This is a genomic window from Granulicella sp. S190 (genome assembly GCF_009766095.1).
GTDB lineage: Bacteria > Acidobacteriota > Terriglobia > Terriglobales > Acidobacteriaceae > Edaphobacter.
The window spans coordinates 222,563-238,882 of record NZ_LMUD01000039.1; the positions used below are offsets into that span (position 1 = coordinate 222,563).

At 54.2% G+C, this 16,320-nt stretch carries 15 protein-coding genes and 1 pseudogene; 10 read left to right on the plus strand and 6 right to left on the minus strand.

Translation table 11 applies throughout. The features are described from left to right. From GSQ94_RS17605 to GSQ94_RS17620, 4 genes are all read left to right on the plus strand, one after another. Nucleotides 1–620: FAD-dependent oxidoreductase (locus tag GSQ94_RS17605; RefSeq protein ID WP_158945155.1), on the plus strand; the 620-nt coding region annotated here is incomplete at its 5' end. Nucleotides 621–662: 42 nt separating this feature from the next. Further along, a complete protein-coding gene (locus GSQ94_RS17610) occupies nucleotides 663–2,393 on the plus strand; it encodes an MOSC and FAD-binding oxidoreductase domain-containing protein (RefSeq protein ID WP_254063955.1) in 1,731 nt (576 codons plus the stop codon). A gap of 147 nt (nucleotides 2,394–2,540) precedes the next feature. Further along, nucleotides 2,541–3,512 (plus strand): zinc-binding dehydrogenase, encoded by a 972-nt coding sequence (locus GSQ94_RS17615; RefSeq protein WP_158945156.1) that lies wholly within the window; start codon nucleotides 2,541–2,543, stop codon nucleotides 3,510–3,512. Nucleotides 3,513–3,830: 318 nt separating this feature from the next. Beyond that, nucleotides 3,831–4,970 carry an MFS transporter gene (locus tag GSQ94_RS17620; protein WP_158945157.1) on the plus strand — a complete coding sequence of 380 codons (1,140 nt, stop codon included), beginning with the start codon at nucleotides 3,831–3,833 and terminating at the stop codon, nucleotides 4,968–4,970. A gap of 30 nt (nucleotides 4,971–5,000) precedes the next feature. Here GSQ94_RS17620 and GSQ94_RS17625 read toward each other — a convergent pair whose 3' ends face one another. Next, the gene (locus GSQ94_RS17625; protein ID WP_158945158.1) at nucleotides 5,001–5,678 is read right to left on the minus strand and encodes an MOSC domain-containing protein; all 678 of its coding nucleotides are present in this window, start codon (nucleotides 5,676–5,678) and stop codon (nucleotides 5,001–5,003) included. A 76-nt stretch (nucleotides 5,679–5,754) separates the two neighbouring features. Beyond that, the gene (locus tag GSQ94_RS17630; RefSeq protein WP_158945159.1) at nucleotides 5,755–6,300 is read right to left on the minus strand and encodes a carboxymuconolactone decarboxylase family protein; all 546 of its coding nucleotides are present in this window, start codon (nucleotides 6,298–6,300) and stop codon (nucleotides 5,755–5,757) included. An 88-nt stretch (nucleotides 6,301–6,388) separates the two neighbouring features. On the opposite strand from GSQ94_RS17630, the gene GSQ94_RS17635 reads away from it, so the two are divergent. Continuing rightward, nucleotides 6,389–7,402 (plus strand): glycerol-3-phosphate dehydrogenase/oxidase, encoded by a 1,014-nt coding sequence (locus GSQ94_RS17635; RefSeq protein WP_158945160.1) that lies wholly within the window; start codon nucleotides 6,389–6,391, stop codon nucleotides 7,400–7,402. A gap of 139 nt (nucleotides 7,403–7,541) precedes the next feature. Here the strand turns inward: GSQ94_RS17635 and GSQ94_RS17640 are convergent, their stop codons facing one another. Continuing rightward, nucleotides 7,542–8,414, minus strand: a complete 873-nt coding sequence (locus GSQ94_RS17640; protein WP_158945161.1) for a class II fructose-bisphosphate aldolase — start codon at nucleotides 8,412–8,414, stop codon at nucleotides 7,542–7,544. Between the two features lie 860 nt (nucleotides 8,415–9,274). Between GSQ94_RS17640 and GSQ94_RS21730 the strand changes: the two genes are divergently transcribed. The 4 genes and pseudogenes from GSQ94_RS21730 to GSQ94_RS17650 all read left to right on the plus strand — a co-directional run bounded on the left by GSQ94_RS21730 (nucleotide 9,275) and on the right by GSQ94_RS17650 (nucleotide 12,350). After that, nucleotides 9,275–9,460 (plus strand): sigma 54-interacting transcriptional regulator, encoded by a 186-nt coding sequence (locus GSQ94_RS21730; protein ID WP_305794722.1) that lies wholly within the window; start codon nucleotides 9,275–9,277, stop codon nucleotides 9,458–9,460. Nucleotide 9,461: 1 nt separating this feature from the next. After that, a pseudogene (locus tag GSQ94_RS21735) lies at nucleotides 9,462–9,785 on the plus strand (sigma-54 factor interaction domain-containing protein); the annotation flags it as partial. 229 nt (nucleotides 9,786–10,014) lie between these two features. Beyond that, nucleotides 10,015–10,269 (plus strand): helix-turn-helix domain-containing protein, encoded by a 255-nt coding sequence (locus tag GSQ94_RS21520; RefSeq protein WP_254063966.1) that lies wholly within the window; start codon nucleotides 10,015–10,017, stop codon nucleotides 10,267–10,269. Nucleotides 10,270–10,595: 326 nt separating this feature from the next. After that, nucleotides 10,596–12,350 (plus strand): cyclic nucleotide-binding domain-containing thioredoxin-disulfide reductase, encoded by a 1,755-nt coding sequence (locus GSQ94_RS17650; RefSeq protein ID WP_254063957.1) that lies wholly within the window; start codon nucleotides 10,596–10,598, stop codon nucleotides 12,348–12,350. An 87-nt stretch (nucleotides 12,351–12,437) separates the two neighbouring features. On the opposite strand, the gene chrA is transcribed toward GSQ94_RS17650, so the two are convergent. Beyond that, on the minus strand, nucleotides 12,438–13,760 hold the full coding sequence (gene chrA, locus GSQ94_RS17655; RefSeq protein WP_158945162.1) for a chromate efflux transporter: 1,323 nt from the start codon (nucleotides 13,758–13,760) through the stop codon (nucleotides 12,438–12,440). Between the two features lie 69 nt (nucleotides 13,761–13,829). Between chrA and GSQ94_RS17660 the strand changes: the two genes are divergently transcribed. Further along, nucleotides 13,830–14,318: a DoxX family protein gene (locus GSQ94_RS17660; protein ID WP_158945163.1), complete on the plus strand. Its 489-nt coding sequence runs from the start codon at nucleotides 13,830–13,832 to the stop codon at nucleotides 14,316–14,318. Here GSQ94_RS17660 and GSQ94_RS17665 read toward each other — a convergent pair. Together GSQ94_RS17665 and GSQ94_RS17670 are read right to left on the minus strand one after the other, a co-directional pair. Further along, on the minus strand, nucleotides 14,282–15,049 hold the full coding sequence (locus GSQ94_RS17665; protein WP_158945164.1) for a GntR family transcriptional regulator: 768 nt from the start codon (nucleotides 15,047–15,049) through the stop codon (nucleotides 14,282–14,284). The two genes, GSQ94_RS17660 and GSQ94_RS17665, sit on opposite strands and share 37 nt — an antisense overlap. Nucleotides 15,050–15,348: 299 nt before the next feature. Further along, complete coding sequence (locus GSQ94_RS17670; RefSeq protein WP_158945165.1) at nucleotides 15,349–16,164, minus strand: dolichyl-phosphate beta-glucosyltransferase; 816 nt, start codon at nucleotides 16,162–16,164, stop codon at nucleotides 15,349–15,351. Nucleotides 16,165–16,320 lie beyond the last annotated feature (156 nt).

Consider the following 16,320-nt stretch of genomic DNA (forward strand, 5'->3'; position numbering starts at 1 on the left):
CCTTCGAAGGAACGCATCTCCTGGTCACATCGGGCAGAACCCCAAATACAGATGGACTCGGGTTGGAAAGCGCGGGAGTTGCGATTACGGAAGACGGATACGTTATGGTCAATGAACGTCTCGAGACGACGGCCCCAGGTGTTTGGGCCGTTGGCGACGTGGCCGGAAGTCCAAAGTTCACGCACGTCAGCGCAGATGATTTCCGCGTTTTTAGATCGACCTCCACGGGGGGCGACCAGACCACCACGGGTAGACTCATCCCTTACTGCCTGTTCCTTGATCCTGAGCTAGCGCGGGTTGGTCTCAATGAGACCGAGGCCCAGGCCCAGGGCATCAGGTACCGCCTGTTCAAAGTTCCCATGAAGTCTGTGTTGCGTGCTCAAGCCATCATGGAGACACGCGGCTTCATGAAAGCATTAGTTGCGCACGACTCCGACAAAATCATTGGCTTTCTCTCTTTTGGCGTTAGCGCAGGAGAAGTCATGTCGACCGTACAGATAGCTATGCTCGGAGGAGTACCCTACACTGTAATTCGCGACGCGATCCTTGCCCATCCGACCATGAGCGAGGGACTACGCCCTCTCTTCTTATCGCAGCCGAGCGATAGCGGAGCGAAGTAGACAAAGCTGTTCAGACCATGCCGACGGGAGCGGCTGTCAGAAGTGATCGGTAAAGTCATCTCCGTGAACGTCGGAATGCCTCGTCAGATTGAATGGCGTGGGCAATTCGTTCGCACCGCAATCTGGAAATCACCGGTAGCTGGCCGAATCATGGCTCGGCGATTGAATCTGGAGGGTGACGGGCAAGCCGATCTCGTGGGACACGGCGGTGAAAATCGCTCCTTGCTCGTGTATCAACTGGAATCCTATCGCTATTGGCAGCAATTGCTCGGGGACACTCCGTATGAGATGGGCCGCTTTGGTGAAAACCTCACGGTGGAGGGACTCGCGGATGCCGATGTGTGTATCGGAGATCGGTTTCGCATTGGCGAAGTCCTCGTTGAGGTTACCCAACCACGAGTCACCTGCTACCGGCTCGGTATACGGATGAAGCGTCCAGAGATGCCTTCTCTGCTCGTGCAACATGGACGTCCCGGTTTTTATCTTCGCATTTTGGAGGAAGGCACGGTCGGACCTGGCGATCCTATCGAACGTGTCGTCAGCGATGGTGCCATGATGTCGGTTGTTGACGTCGACCATCTTCTTTACCTGGGCAAGCATCCGGTGGACCAACTTGAGCGAGCACTCTCGATCAAAGCGCTGAGCGAGGGCTGGAAAGACTCCTTTCGTGATCTGCTTCAAGCCCAACGAGACGGGCACCTCGTCGGTAATCCAGGCCTTTCACAGGATGTCAGCAAAGAGCCATGGCAAGGGTTCCGCAAGTTGTCGGTTCTTTCCAATGAGAGCGAGTCTGCAGATGTTCGATCGATCGTGCTGGGCGCGCCAGGTGGCGAGTCATTGCCAGCCTTCCATGCTGGGCAACACATCGTACTGAAGACTCCCGGCCCCGATCACAAGGAACTTATTCGAACTTATTCCCTGTCAGGATCCCCTGAAGGAGATCGTTATCGGATCAGCATCAAGCGCGAGGCACAGGGAGTAGGAAGTGGATACTTGCAGGACTTGCTCCAACCCGGAGTCGAGATCGATGCCAGTGCTCCGCGCGGAACATTTGTTCTCGATATGGAGTCTGCGAAACCGGTCGTGCTGCTGAGTGCTGGCATCGGTGTGACCCCATTACTCTCAATGCTGCATGCTCTCGCAAACTCAACAAGAGATATCTTCTGGGTCCACGGCGCTCGTGATGGGGAACACCTTGGATTTCGGAGCGAGATCAAGAGACTCTTAGCCTCACTGCCAAACGCCAAGAGGCTTACCGCCTTCAGTCGGCCGGGACAAAGCGATGTCTTCGGTGATGACTATAACTGGACTGGGCACGTGACGATGGATGCCATCAAGTCAATTCAGATCCCCAAGTCCGCTGAATTCTATCTATGCGGCCCATCTCAGTTTCTGCAATCGATGGGAGACAGCCTCAGTACGTGGGGTGTATTTCCGGACCAGATTCATCTTGAAACATTTGGGGGAAGCCCAGGCGGTGCGAGTACGAAACCTCGGAGCGGGACGCAAGGAGATCAGGAGTTTCAAATCACCCTGACCCGGTCCAATCGAGTTTTGCACTGGACCGGCGACCGCCCGAGCCTCCTTGAATTCTTAGAGGACGAGAAGATTCCTGTGCAGTGGTCATGTAGGGTTGGGGTTTGCCATACCTGTGAGATTGGTATCCTCGACGGGCAAATAGAGTACGCCCCCGCACCTCTTGATGCGCCAGCGACGGGCAGACTTCTTGTCTGTTGTTCTCGCCCGAAATCAAATCTTGCGCTTGACCTCTAGCGGACCAAGAATCCGCCCGGTGACAGATGCAGGCAAATGCTTCCTTAAATTGACGGCGAATTTTTAAACAAACACCGTTTAAGAATCCTTTTAATGGTGTTTTCCATCTCTAGCATGTGATTCATCCAAAGCGAGGAGGAGATATTTATGCGTGCTATTGTCCTGCAGGGATTCGGCGGATTGGAGAGTTTGGCGATTAAGGAGTTACCAGATCCAGAGCCTACAGTTGGCCAAGTGCTAATCGCTGTTCGCGCTTTCGGGATCAATCATGCTGAAACCCATATGCGTAAGGGGGAATGGGCCGAGGCGGCAGAGGTGAGCGGCATAGAGTGTGTTGGCGAGGTTGTCGCAGCACCAGGCGGGGAATTTCAGCAGGGCGACACAGTCGCAGCGATTATGGGCGGGTTGGGCCGAACGATCAATGGTAGCTATGCGGAACTCACCGTGGCGCCGGCAACCAACGTGATAAAGGTGCAAACGCGCCTCTCGTGGGAGAACTTCGCAGTACTGCCGGAGTCTTATGCGACCGCATGGACATGTTTATATGGCAACTTGAAGATCCAACAAGGCGAGACGCTCTTACTGCGAGGAGCGACGTCAGCGCTTGGACAGGCTGCTCTCAACATTGCTGCAAACGCCGGCGTCCGCGTCATTGCGACCACGCGGAATGAGGCCAGGTTTGAACAACTGCGTTCCTTAGGGGCCGCGCGAATTGAGCGGGAGGGACCTCGTCTGGCCCAGCGTCTCCCCGAAACGAAGCAAGTCGATGCAGTTCTGGATCTAGTGGGTAACTCCACGCTCCTCGACTCGCTTGCGGTGCCACATCGTCATGGTCGTGTATGTCTCGCGGGCTGGTTGGGCGGTCTTGATCCGGTAACGGACTTCAATCCGCTGCTCCAGATGGCGAGTGGAGTACATTTCAGCCTCTTTGGAAGCTTTGTCTTTGGAACAGAAGAGTTCCCGCTTACGGAGGTTCCGATGCAGCAAATCGTGAATCGAGTGGAAGAGGGTATCTATCAGGCAAAGCCCGCGGCTGTTTTTAATTTCGATCAGATTAGAGAAGCCCAAGCACTGATGGAATCCAATGGTGCGAGCGGGAAGATCGTCGTGAAGCTCTGATCCCTATTGAAGATTCAGCCAGCCTCGAACGGTCTTGGTCGTTGATTTACACATCCCGACTTTCTCTGGCGTTTGGAACACGAGGACACTCTTTTTAGAGCGCCGCCTTACCTCAATAACACCTGTAAATATAGACTAAGACGGTGTACAAGCTGTCAGCAGCTGGTGGACGGGAGCGATCGTTCTGCATTTATGAGGCGACCCGGACGCTCAAGCCGATAGCAGAGGTAGATTATGTTATCGCAGCACTCCTTCCCAGGCCGGCAGTCGACCCTAGAAAAAAGTAGTGTCTATGAGGAACGTGTCGAAGACAGGGTAATGGCCGCAATTGCATTTCTTGTGTTCTTCAGCAATGCGATGTTCCCGCCGCTTATTCCCACACTGGCACGTGAGTTTTCGGTACGGCCTTTCGATCTTAAGTGGTTGGTTCCAGGATTCGCGCTTATCTATGGCGTTGCCACGCTGGCTTATGGCATCGTGTCCGACCGACTTGGACGTACGCCGATTCTCAAGCTTCTACTCTGCTTCGCTGCGATCGCGATGGCGGTGGTATCCCTCGCCCGAACGGCAGATCAACTGATTGTCCTGAGGGCTCTGTCCGGACTTGGAACCGGAGGCATTGTCACAATCGCTCTCAGCATCATTGGCGACCGATATCCCTATCCGGTGCAGGGTCGACCAATGGGTAGGTTGTTCGGCGCGATTGCTGCGGGAATGGGGCTTGGGGTAAGTCTAGGCCCTATGCTCTCCGCGGTTTTGGGCTGGAGAGTGACACTTCGATTGATTTCGATAGGGTTTATAGTCGCCGGCTGTTGGGTCCACCGTTGCTATAGAAAACACATCGCTCGAGACCGGCATGGGGCAAGCATTCGTTGGATCGTGCAGGAATATCGCTGCATTCTGGAGTCTTCAAGGGGGAGTCGCGCCCTTACGTTTATCTTTGCTAACGGGCTCTTTCATGGAGGAATTTTTGCGTGGCTGGGAGTGCTTCTTGCTGAACGTTACAACCTAAGCGCAGCGGGCATCGGATTTGTATTGATCGGCTACGGTATTCCCGATCTCATTCTTGGGAGACTGATCGGAGGATGGGCTGACAGGTTTGGGAGACGCTATGTTGTTCCAGCTGGCTTCTTCTGGGCAGCTGTATGCGCCGGGTTGCTTGCGTTGCACACCACGCCTTGGATCAGTGGGCTAGCAGTTGCCGCACTTTCGATTGGCTTCGATGCGACGCATCCATTGATGTCGAGCATTACCACGTCCCTCGATCCGAAACATCGGGGTCAAGTGACCGGGATGACGACCTTTGCGAATTTTCTCGGTATGGCAATCGGCGCCCTCGTGTTTCGTGAACTGCTTCGACTCGGATACCCTGCGGCGCTGCTCACGTTCGCTGGTCTTGAAACCTTATTCGGGGTCGCTGCCGCTATCGGTTTTATGAGCGAAGTTCCGCAGACATGAGAATGTTGCAAGAAGCGGAAACTCCTGCCATCACTTCACGCGGCCCATCATCGATAACACCTGAGTACCGCCATGCGATAAGACCTTGCGACGCCAAAACTCCGGGATTCGCTCATTGCGAAAGATCGCCAATCGAAGATCCGGCTCTGATTCGAAACCTACAGCTAAACGGAAGACATCATGAACGCTGATTCGCTCCGGTGCGCTAGATACGAGAGTGAGAGCATCGCCGGGAGCGACAACTCCTTCTTCGATGACCGAGGCATAAAACCCTGGCTTGATCGCCTCGAGGAACCTCGCCACCAGATCGTTTCTCTGATACTTGAGCGCCAGCTTGTAACAGGGACTTCTGGGTTGGGTGATTTCAAAGATCGCCGATCCGAGCTTCCATCGATCACCAACGTAAGCTTCCGCCTCTAACAAGCCAATAGAAGTGAAGTTCTCACCTAAAGCACCAGGCTCTAACCCCTTTACATTAAGCAGATCAGCCCAAAATGGATAGTGCTCCGAAGGATAAAAGTAAACCGCCTTGCGGGCCCCACCGTGATTCACGAGATCAACCTGCGAATCACCCTCGAGTGTAAGGGTTTTAACAGTGACCGGGCGGTTAACCGGCCTCTTGAAAATGCCCGTGTATACAGTCTTCCCGTTGAAGTCAAGCGGTTCGACTTGGCCGAGATTAAGTGAGACCACGCGCAGCGATTTCATCCTTATGCTCCATTAGAGTAAGGCGCTCACTCCCGGGGTCCACATATAGTAGCGGAGATCCCCGGGAGAAGACCCACTACGCTAACTCTTGGTAAGACACCTTGGGAAAATCGATATCGACTCCAGCCGCAACGTTGAAGTAGTTGGTGAGCACATTGAGAGCGACATGAGCGATTATTTCAGCGATGTCGCCATCCGTGAAGCCCGCAGTGCGAAGTTCGGCAATTTGCGCTTCAGTGGCTTGGCCCTTCGCGTCGAGCAGATGCTTCGCGAAGCTCAGAGCCGCCGTCTCCTCCTCAGTGCTTCCTTCGCCTTTTCTACTTGCAACGATCTGCTCAGGAGGTAGCCCCACCATCTTCCCGATCGCGCTGTGTGCCGAAAGGCAATAATTGCAGTGGTTCTCTTGAGCGCTGAGTAATGCGAGCTTTTCACGCAACTTCGGATTGAGATGTCCCCCTGCAAGTGCGCCGCTGAAACCGAGGAAGCCCTCAAGTACGGCAGGCGAGTTGACCATCACCTTTGTCATGTTGGGTACGATTCCTAGCTTTGCTTTAACTCCATCCAGCAACTCCTTCGCCTTGCCGGTAGCTTTAGATGGATCGACTGAGTTTAAACGAGACATTGTGGACTCTCCTTTTCGCGACCGCACAAGCGATCCATATATTGGAATCCCAGGCTGAGGGGAACGATGCAAAAAAACACCATCTTGGATGATTTTTAAAGGTGTCACACTATTGAGCCACAATCAGTATGTCTATCTTCTGGTCTCTTCTCACACTCGCAGGTGTCCATTTCTTAGCAGTAGCCAGCCCTGGACCAGCGTTCGTGTCCGTTGTTCAAACCTCAACAAAGTCGTGGTCAACGCGACTGGGCCGGTATCGGACACACTCCGCCAAATGGCCACACCTTCCGTGCCAAAGCGGATGCGCCACAGCAAAGGCGCACATATCCTTCTGCCGTTGGAAGTCTTTCCGACGAAGGATGCGCTGCTCATTCCCAAGACCGAGGATGGACGAGTTCTCTCCGCAGTTCCCTGGGGCGGGCGACTCCTGGTTGGCACGACGGACGAAGAGATTGACGCCGACGCCGAGTTGGTCGTAACCGATAAGGACATTGAATACCTGCTCCGGCATATCAATCACTACCTTACTCGCCCCGTTACCCCGGCAGATGTTGTCAGTGGATTCGCGGGAGCCAGACCTCTCATCGCGTCCGGAGACCAGGACAGCACGAAGGAGCTTGCGCGTGACGACGAAATTGAGATCGATGACGAGAGCCACCTCATCAGCATCATGGGCGGGAAATGGACGACGCATCGGGCGATGGCAGAAGACTCCATCAATGCCGTACAGGAAGCAGCGGGGATCGCGCGGACAGAGTCACTCACGCGAAATCATGTGCTATACGGCGGCGAGGGCTTTACCGACAACTATTGGAAGCGTCTAGTACGCCAGTTTCACATCTCCGATGAGACAGCTCACCATCTCTCCTGCAAGTTCGGTATTGCAGCCGAGAGCATTCTGCGACTAACCGCGGACAATGCTGAATTGGCCGAACCGATGGTCGCGGGCTATCCGGCGATCAAGGCCGAAGTGATCTATGCCGTGCGTCAAGAGATGGCGGTGACGATTGAAGATGTCCTCGCTCGAAGGATTGGATTACAGATGTACTCCTGGCGGGATGCGATTGACGCCGCGCCAGTGGTTGGCTGGCTCATGGCGTAGGAGCTTCGCTGGTCGAACAGCAAAGCGACCTCGGCGATCAAAAGCTATGTGAACAAGATTCATCATCTCCTCGGTTCGGCAGATTGTTGTGAAGACAGACGAATTCGGCAGACCTTTGTGAATGTCGGAGTCGGCGGGACTATGCGTTCATTCGGTTGAAGAGCCGCAGGCGGCCTGTAACGACCTGTTTCACAGCTGCTTCTACGGCAGGGAGCAACTTATAGGGCACAACTTCTTTGGGATTCGACGCGAGGACCGCCTCCAAACCGTGTCGCCACGCCACACGAAGCTCGGTATTAATGTGGACGATATTGATCCCAGCTCCAACAGCATCAGCGAGATCCTTGTCGTCGGTACCCGAGGCTCCGTGGAGCGTCAGAAGGGCGCCGGTGGCAGCTTTGATCTCTCGGATACTTGTCAGGTTTAGATGTTTTTTGAGGCGTCCCTCCACCATAGTCTGGACCATGCCGTGCATATTGCCGACAGCCGGAGCGAGGATGTCGACGCCGGTGTTCTCGACATAATGCTTGGCTTCTTCAGGTGTAGTAAGAATTCTTGGGTGGTCGGGTACCGTGTCATGAATCTCCGATCCGCTTCCTATATCGCCGATCTCTCCCTCTATCAGAATTGCGGGATTGATGGATTTCAACACTTCAATGGCCTTCTTGGTTTGCTTGATGTTCTCTTCGAATGGAAGCGCGGAAAGATCGAAGACGATCGAATCAAAGCCAGCCTCAGCTGCCGCAATCGCACTCTCCAGCGAATGGGTATGATCCGCATTTAGGAAAATCGGAAAGCCATAGTCCTCGCGGAGGCTTTTCACGAGGAGAGCAGCCTGTCGGACGCCGAGGAAGCTCCTTTCTCCTTCGGAGGCGCCTACGATGACTGGGACATTGAGTTCGCGCGCTGAGGCGAAGACTGCCTTGAGAAGCACCAAGTCGGAGATGTTGAAGTGACCGACGGCGACTCCTTCGGCTTGTGCCTTCACGAGAATGGGCTTGAGCTGGAACACGAATTCCTCCTGGATAACGAGTTGCTATCTTAGATAGCATGATAACGCGCTCGCGCCAATCCTCTACTGCCAGTAGGCGATAAGCTGTCGAGCCACGCCCGAAAGATCGAACGCAACAGTCTGGGGTTGAGGCTGATTCTCTTCCGATTCTTGAGTCGCTATTATTTGGGTCGCCATCGAACGATACCAAGTTAGACCTAACGAATGCGCATCTTCGACTTGCCGTCGGCCCAAGGCGACTTGTCACAAACCAAAGGTGCATTCAGCGTGCCAGACGCAGGTTGCTGTTCCTGAGAACACAACTTCGGCTCTAACGCTTAGCCCGACATAACGATGGTCAAGGCATCCGTCGGGTGGAACCATTCTCTCGTTGACAGATTGGCGACGGATATCCGTCACTTGGCGGCCATCCGTCGCAAGTTGCCTCATCCTGACAGTCCGGGATTCCTCATCGAGCCACTGGATCTCGCTGCATAACCACCTGCGAACGAACGGTCACCTCATCATCCTTTCGGAGGTGGAGCAAATATTGGCGATCCTATACGGTCAAGATTGTTGCTTGTCATTCGTAGAAACTCTCGAAACCGAGGTCGTAAGCGATGTGTAGAAAGCACGACCGCTAAAGAATAGGAACTTCTCTGCTCCTCTCACCGAACGGCGTCGCAGAGAACGGCGATGTTGTCAGATTTGTCAGTCTGCAGTAACGCTTCGACTGTCGCGCTGGAAAGCTTGACGGTGGATAGTGAATTTGTAGAGCGCTCTTCTTACCAAAGCATCATGGTGGGGCCTAGACAGCTGAGGGGATTGCTAGTTCATGACATCAGATCTTGTGCGCCACTTGTGAAAAGCACCGGTTTGTGATGAGAACAAGAGGGCACTACATAGAAGAGCAGATCCGGACTCGCCTCGGCTTCATCATTGGCGAAAGTGCATCTCTGATGAATACCCTGCACATGGTTTCGATCGTTGCACCTACTGACGCTAGCGTTCTAGTGCAAGGGGAGACAGGTACCGGAAAAAGAACTCATCGCGAAGGCCCTTCATGAGTTGAGCTCTCGTCAGAACCTTCCCTTCGTTAAGTTCAACTGTGCCTCCATTCCTTTGGGACTTCTTGAGAGTGAGTTATTTGGACATGAGCGTGGAGCATTTACCGGGGCGACTACGCAAAAACTCGGCAGGTTTGAACTTGCTAACAAAGGGATGCTCTTTCTCGACGAAATAGGCGATATTCCTTTGGAGCTTCAGCCCAAGTTGCTCCGGGTGCTGCAGGAGCAAGAGTTCGAACGGCTCGGAAGCAATAAGACTCACAAGGTCGACGTGCGCGTGGTCGCAGCTACAAATCGCGATCTCGCCGGGATGGTTCAACAGAAGTCCTTTCGCGAAGATCTCTTCTATCGGCTCAATGTATTTCCGATTTGCATACCTGCCTTACGTCATCGCACGCAAGACATACTTGAGCTCGCTTGGCATTTTTGCGTCACATTTTGCGTCTCGCATGAACAAATGCATTCGAGAGATGCCGCAAAGCACGCACACCGCACTCATTCACTATCCATGGCCGGCCAATGTCCGGGAACTGCGGAATTTTATCGAGCGGTCCGTGATCCTATCTCCACAGTCGGTGCTGATGGCACCGATTCACGAACTGGAGGCTCGACCGAGCATACGTGCGTCGCGGATACCGATGGGAACGCTGGACGAAGTAAAGCGCGAGCATATCCTTCGAGCACTGCAAGCCAGCGGATGGATTGTCGGTGGCCCTAATGGTGCGGCCGAGCTTCTCGGAGTCAAGCGAACCTCTCTCTATAAAGATGCAAAGACTGAATATTCAGAGACCCACCCTGGTCTCCAGTGATGAGGTCGACGGATTGGCGCAACCTCTGTACTCTCCAGTGCGCTCATTCGTTTTGAACGGAGAGCAGCCCACTTTCAACTGAGATCAACTCGTCCTGCTATCCCCGTTTATGAACTACCCACATGGGACCAAGCGAAGATACCGACTTATCGCCTGGTGACTGGGCAATCCGAGTCCAGAACTCTCAGCTTGTGGAAGGATGAATTGAATTTTGCAACCTAGGAGGAGGCGGGAGGTGTCCTTCTTGCCGTTAGAGGGATGCCCTAGGTATCGTGATAAAGGCGCGGCTAAAGCAGACGCCTCTTCATTTAGGGAGCTATTGACACATGGAAGCCACAAACAAAGACGCCAACGAAATGCTACCCACTCAATCGATAGAGGCGAGTTCTCTCGAGGGGATAACGGCTGATTTTCGGCGCGATCTTGCCTTTCCGAAACTGACCGAAGAGATGGTCCAAAGGCTGAAGCACTACGGTCGCGAGGAAGCGGTTCCTGCGAACGTGATCCTGTACACCCACGGTGACTCGCAAATTGATATGTTCGTCATCCTGGAAGGGGGCATCGATGTATTATTGCCGGCTTTGAGTGGGGGGACAAAGATCTTCGCGCGTCATCGTAAATTCGACTTCAGTGGAGAGTTCAATCTTCTTAATTCTCAAAAAGCCGTTGTCGAAGCTCGAACTATCTGTGACAGCCATCTCTTACGGATATCACGCAAGGAGTTCCAGCATTTGATGCGCGCGGAGGGAGACATCGCGAATCTCGTAATCCAAGCAACGATATGGCGTCGTATCGGGATTTTTGGTGAAGCATCGAGTGGAGTAGTGCTCCGGGGGAAAAGAGGGGATGCGGAGTTGATTCGTCTGCAACGCTTCTTCGTTCGTAACAGCTATCCCCACAGGATTGTCGAAGTGGCTCCCGAAGCGGAGAGTGGATCCGTAAGCGATTCGATGTTACCGGCCGTTATTCTGCCCGGCGGCCGCGTCGTCGCTCACCCGAGTATTACGGAGCTCGCGGATGAATTGGGCATCACGGAGCTGCCAGATTCGGAGATGACCTATGATGTGGCTGTCGTCGGGGCTGGTCCGTCGGGGCTTGCCTCAGCCGTCTATGCCGCTTCTGAAGGCCTTTGCGCCATCGTGATTGAGGGGACTGCTCCCGGAGGCCAAGCGGGCACGAGCTCTAAGATTGAAAATTACTTGGGTTTTCCGACCGGGGTTTCCGGTCAGCAACTCGCGAGTCGCGCGCAATTGCAGGCTCTGAAGTTCGGAGTCCATTTCGCAATCTCTCGAGATACAGTCACGGCTGAGCAGATTGATGGAGTACATAAACTCACTCTCGCAGGCGGTATTCAGGTGTGCGCTCGTTCGGTCGTGGTGGCCTCGGGCGCACAGTACCGCAAGCTCTCCGTTGAGAACTATGAGCAATTTGAGAACCGTGGTCTTTATTACGCGGCCACCGCCATGGAATCGTTGCTCTGTCGTGAGCGAGAGGTCATCGTCGTAGGGGGTGGTAACTCCGCGGGGCAAGCAGCTGTCTTTCTATCTGGCATCGCCAAACACGTTTATCACATCGTCCGCGGTGGCTCACTCGCGAGTACCATGTCGCAATATTTGATCTCTCGAATCGAGAGTTCGTCCCGCATCACACTCTGCACCGATTCCGAGATCGAGAAACTCGAGGGGGACCCTTCCCTCGAATGCGTTACCTGGACCAATCGTAGGACAGGTGAGACGACGGTAAAGCCGATCGGCAGCGTCTTCGTCATGATCGGTGCTCAACCAAATTCAGGTTGGCTCTTCGGTACAGTTAAGCTCGATAAAAAGGGGTTCATCCTCACCGGACATCCACATGGCTTTGAGACCACGCCATACGCGACGAGCGTTCCCGGCATGTTCGCGGTAGGGGATGTACGCGCTAACTCGGTCAAGCGCATTGCCTCTGCGGTGGGCGAAGGCTCCGTAGTGATTTCAGATGTCCATCGTTATCTTGCCGACCATCGCAACAGCTTTTCGGCTCAGCCGAACTCTGCGCTCGCCGCGCTACGAGCGGTACGTGGACAGGGAGAGCAACAGGCGTGAATGCTCACTTGGGGCTCTCCTCTTCAGGAAGCTGTGCGAGCACTCGCGCCGTTAGTTGCTCCCGTCCGGCGTGGACAGTGAGATGCTCTAGAGGCGAAGTAACCAGCCGGCAAGTCCCAATCCGATGCCCAGCGCAATGACAATACCCACCTTTATCTTGAGCCTTCCAAGTAGATAGAGCGACAAGCCCGTCGCCGCGAGGGCGATCCCGTCGACCCCTGCAAAGGTAGATCGTCCTGATGGAAGCAGAATGCCACGAGCGAGAAACGTGGCGAGATCGATCATCGCGGCGAATACGACGGCGATGACAAGGCTCAGAACAGCTTTGATGCTCCGGCTCTCTTGCGTCCACGCGACAAAAGGAGTGCCAACGAACACGAACAGAAAACATGGCAGAAAGGTGTAGAGAGTCGTCAGGAGGAGAGCCAACGTTCCCATGACGATCGAACCATGGAAGTGGTGAAAGCCAGCCATGAACCCAACGAAGGCTACGACGATAATCAGTGGGCCCGGTGTCGTCTCCGCGAGAGCAAAACCATCGAGCATCTGTTGTTGACTCAGCCAATGATACTTAGTGACAGCCGCGAGGGCTACGTAAGGAATGATGGTGTAGGAGCCACCTACTGTCACGAACGCAGTACGCGTAAAGAAGAGACCGAGTTGGGTCCAAAAAGGAAAGTCCTGGCTGGAAAGGTATAGCGCCAGCAACGGGATAAGCCATATCCCCAATCCCGTAATGGTGATCTTTGCAAATGATTTGAGAGCTTGCGTCCTCATCTCTCGATTTGCATCCAAGTTGACGCGGCGCGGCGCAGTGGGTACTGACGATGCTGAATCTCTGCGGAACCTCGACAGAATCAATCCGAAAGCAACCGCTACCACCATCACGACGGGCACCGAAACATGCAACCAGAACATTGCTGTAAAGGCTCCGCAGGCGACGATCCACTCTATGGGCTTAGTCAACGAGCGTCTTGCAAGCCTCGTCAATGCGAGTAGGATAAGAGCCAGTACGGTCGGCCTTAAACCACCGAAAATAGCGATGATCCAAGGTCGGTTTCCCAATAGGGCGTACACGATGCTCAGAGCCAACAGCACAAACATAGATGGAAGAACAAACAAGGTACCAGCGACAATGCCCCCCTTGGCGCCGTTCAGTTTCCACCCGAGGTAGATGGCAAGCTGTTGGGCTTCCGGGCCGGGAAGAATCATGCAATGAGCCAGCGCATGAAAGAACGTTTCGTTATCGATCCATCTTCTACGTTCGACGAGACCATCATGCATAAGGGCAATATGTGCTGCCGTCCCGCCGAAACTGATCCAGCCAAGCCGAAACCAAAAACGGACCGCCTCCGAAAACCCTGGGGCGCAGGGAGATTCATTTTGAATCTGAGTTTTTTCTGTAACCACATAGACATTATAACGTCATATTGTCAGTGGTCATTTACATAATCTGAGGAGATCGCAGGAGACCGAGTGATGAGCCAAGACACGAAGTGGTGGATGCGGATACGGAGAATTTCGAAGAAGTATGCTCTTGTTCCCCTTCGATTGATGGTGGGATATGGTTTTCTGGCGCATGGATTGGCCAAATGGAACAAGGGGCCAGAGGCATTCGCCGCGATCTTGCAGGTGCTCCATGTTCCTGCGCCTCATATGATGGCCTGGCTCACGATCTTTACAGAGATCGTCGGCGGGCTTGCGATCCTCGGTGGTGCTTTCGTGTCCTGGGTGAGCCTTCCCGCGATCACGTTGCTGATTGTCGCGATACTAACGGTCCATCTCCCTTATGGATTCAGCTCCATCAAGTTGATGCGTGTTGTTGATGGGCGCGCACAGTTTGGGCCACCAGGCTACGAGTGCGATCTGCTCTATATCGCATGCATTCTGACCCTTCTACTGTCTGATCCCAGCCCTTGGTCGGTCGATGCTTACCGCCTTCGCAAAGAGGGCGAGACTTTGGATTGAGGAGCTTCTCCCTTCTTCTGCCGCCCCAACCGGGTGACAAACCGAATGAGATCTCCTCTGTAAGAGAGCATCTCGTAGTCGACTGGCCTGCCCTTCGTTGTGAACGAGGTTCTTTCGATACGGAAGATGGGGGCCCCTTCTGGAATTCCGAGGGCATCGGCCACATAGGCCGACGCCGCTGCGGCTTCCAGGCTGTATTCGGCCTCGATAAGGGGTACACCATATTTTTCTTCAAGCAGTGTGAAGATAGGCATGACCCGAAGATCGTTGCGAACGATCTCTTTACCAATTTCGAGTGGAAGATAGGTTTCGTCGACTGACATCGGGACGGAGTCGGCCAGGCGGACGCGTTCGATTCGCATCACGCGTGTTCCTTTGCTGATACCGAGATGCTCCGCCACGCGTTTGCTTGCCGCCACAATGCCCTGGGTGACGACACGAGCGGAAGCCTTGCGTCCGTGGCTGTGCATGTCTTCCACAAACCCGGTCAATTTGGTTAGCTCTTGCGAGATCTTCGGTGCAAGCACAAATGTGCCGCGGCCACGCTGAATCTCAACAATTCCACGTTGGATAAGGTTTTGTACGGCGCGCCGGACGGTAATCCGACTAACACCAAAGCGAGCCAGCAACTCGTCTTCCGACGGAAGCCGATCACCGGGTTGATGGTCTCCTCGTGCAATCTCGGATGCCAGAACCTCTTCGATCTTTCCGTAGAGCGGAACTTCAGCCATAGACACAATATAACGTCGTTCTGCCGCTCAGTTCTTGGGACCGTATGTTGTCCCCTGCGCCGACGACCCGGACGAGAAGTGGGCTTTCAGCCGTTTTTCTCATAGATGGTTGGCTCTGTGCAGTCTTCGCGCGGATAACACGGCTCACCAGATAACTTGCATCTTAACGGAAGGACAAACAATAGTCATAGATTCGCGCTCCTTGGAAAGGAGCTCTGCAAAAAGATACCGCTTGTCTGGATGACCGTTTCACAGCTTCGCTTGCAGGATTGTCTGCAGGGGGAAGCTACACCAAGTGACTAGCGGACCTCTGCGTTACTCACTTTGACGACTTGCTCAACCTGCGGAGTCACCATGCTGCTGGTGTCTTTCATCGCGGCGATGGCCTTATCATATCGGCCGGCCAAGAAGTTCCCACGAATGCGGGCCATATCCTCCAGCATCTTGATGCCATCTCTTAGATAGCTCATACGACTGCGTTCGTCGTGTCCCCATGTAACAGGGACCTCGCAGATGACATAATCCAACTTGCGTGCGATGAAGAGTATCTCCGGATCGAAGCCCCATCTTTCGATCGTCTGCAGGCGAAAGATCACCTGGGCCGCTGAGCGCTTGAAAGCCTTAAAGCCGCACTGAGTATCTTTGAAGGGCAGTCCCATGACGACCCGGGTCACCCAGTTGAAGCACCGGCCGAAAAACTGGCGGTAAAGTGGCTGATGGATCGTCTGGCGCGTGCGGTCCATCCAGCGGGAGCCGATCGCCACATCTGCCCCATCGTTCAAAGCAGCGATAAGGCGCTCCGCCTCTTCCATCGGAGACGAAAGGTCCGCGTCCGTGAACATGACGATCTCGCCCGCAGCCTGCAGCAGGCCATTGCGTACGGAGTAGCCTTTGCCACGGTTGCCGGGGTTCTTCACCAGATGAAGCCGCGGATGCTTCGTCATCCAGCGCTGAACAATGGTCGCGGTATCGTCGGTCGAGCCATCATCGACAACCAGCACCTCGGCGTCCCAACCCCGCTCCTCGACACACGACAAGACGCGATCCAGCGCATGCTCAATTCGGGCGCTCTCGTTATACGCCGGTATTACGATACTCAAATGTGGATGTGCCATAACGATTGCCAAACTTTCAGGCTGCTGATTCCAAGGGGACGGGAGTGATGGTACCGCGATTTATCATACTGCAACGTTTGACGTATGACGTGCCTCGTTTGGCGCAATTTTTCACCTTTCACACATATTTCCACGCTTAGCTCGACCAGTGGCGTT

Bases quoted from the DNA above. Each gene is read 5' to 3' on its own strand.
- GSQ94_RS17615 (WP_158945156.1), top strand. From the start codon at position 2,541: ATGCGTGCTATTGTCCTGCAGGGATTCGGCGGATTGGAGAGTTTGGCG.
- GSQ94_RS17620 (WP_158945157.1), top strand. From the start codon at position 3,831: ATGGCCGCAATTGCATTTCTTGTGTTCTTCAGCAATGCGATGTTCCCG.
- GSQ94_RS17625 (WP_158945158.1), bottom strand. From the start codon at position 5,678: ATGAAATCGCTGCGCGTGGTCTCACTTAATCTCGGCCAAGTCGAACCG.
- GSQ94_RS17630 (WP_158945159.1), bottom strand. From the start codon at position 6,300: ATGTCTCGTTTAAACTCAGTCGATCCATCTAAAGCTACCGGCAAGGCG.
- GSQ94_RS17635 (WP_158945160.1), top strand. From the start codon at position 6,389: ATGATTTTTAAAGGTGTCACACTATTGAGCCACAATCAGTATGTCTAT.
- GSQ94_RS21730 (WP_305794722.1), top strand. From the start codon at position 9,275: ATGAGAACAAGAGGGCACTACATAGAAGAGCAGATCCGGACTCGCCTC.
- GSQ94_RS17650 (WP_254063957.1), top strand. From the start codon at position 10,596: ATGGAAGCCACAAACAAAGACGCCAACGAAATGCTACCCACTCAATCG.
- GSQ94_RS17660 (WP_158945163.1), top strand. From the start codon at position 13,830: ATGAGCCAAGACACGAAGTGGTGGATGCGGATACGGAGAATTTCGAAG.
- GSQ94_RS17665 (WP_158945164.1), bottom strand. From the start codon at position 15,049: ATGGCTGAAGTTCCGCTCTACGGAAAGATCGAAGAGGTTCTGGCATCC.
- GSQ94_RS17670 (WP_158945165.1), bottom strand. From the start codon at position 16,164: ATGGCACATCCACATTTGAGTATCGTAATACCGGCGTATAACGAGAGC.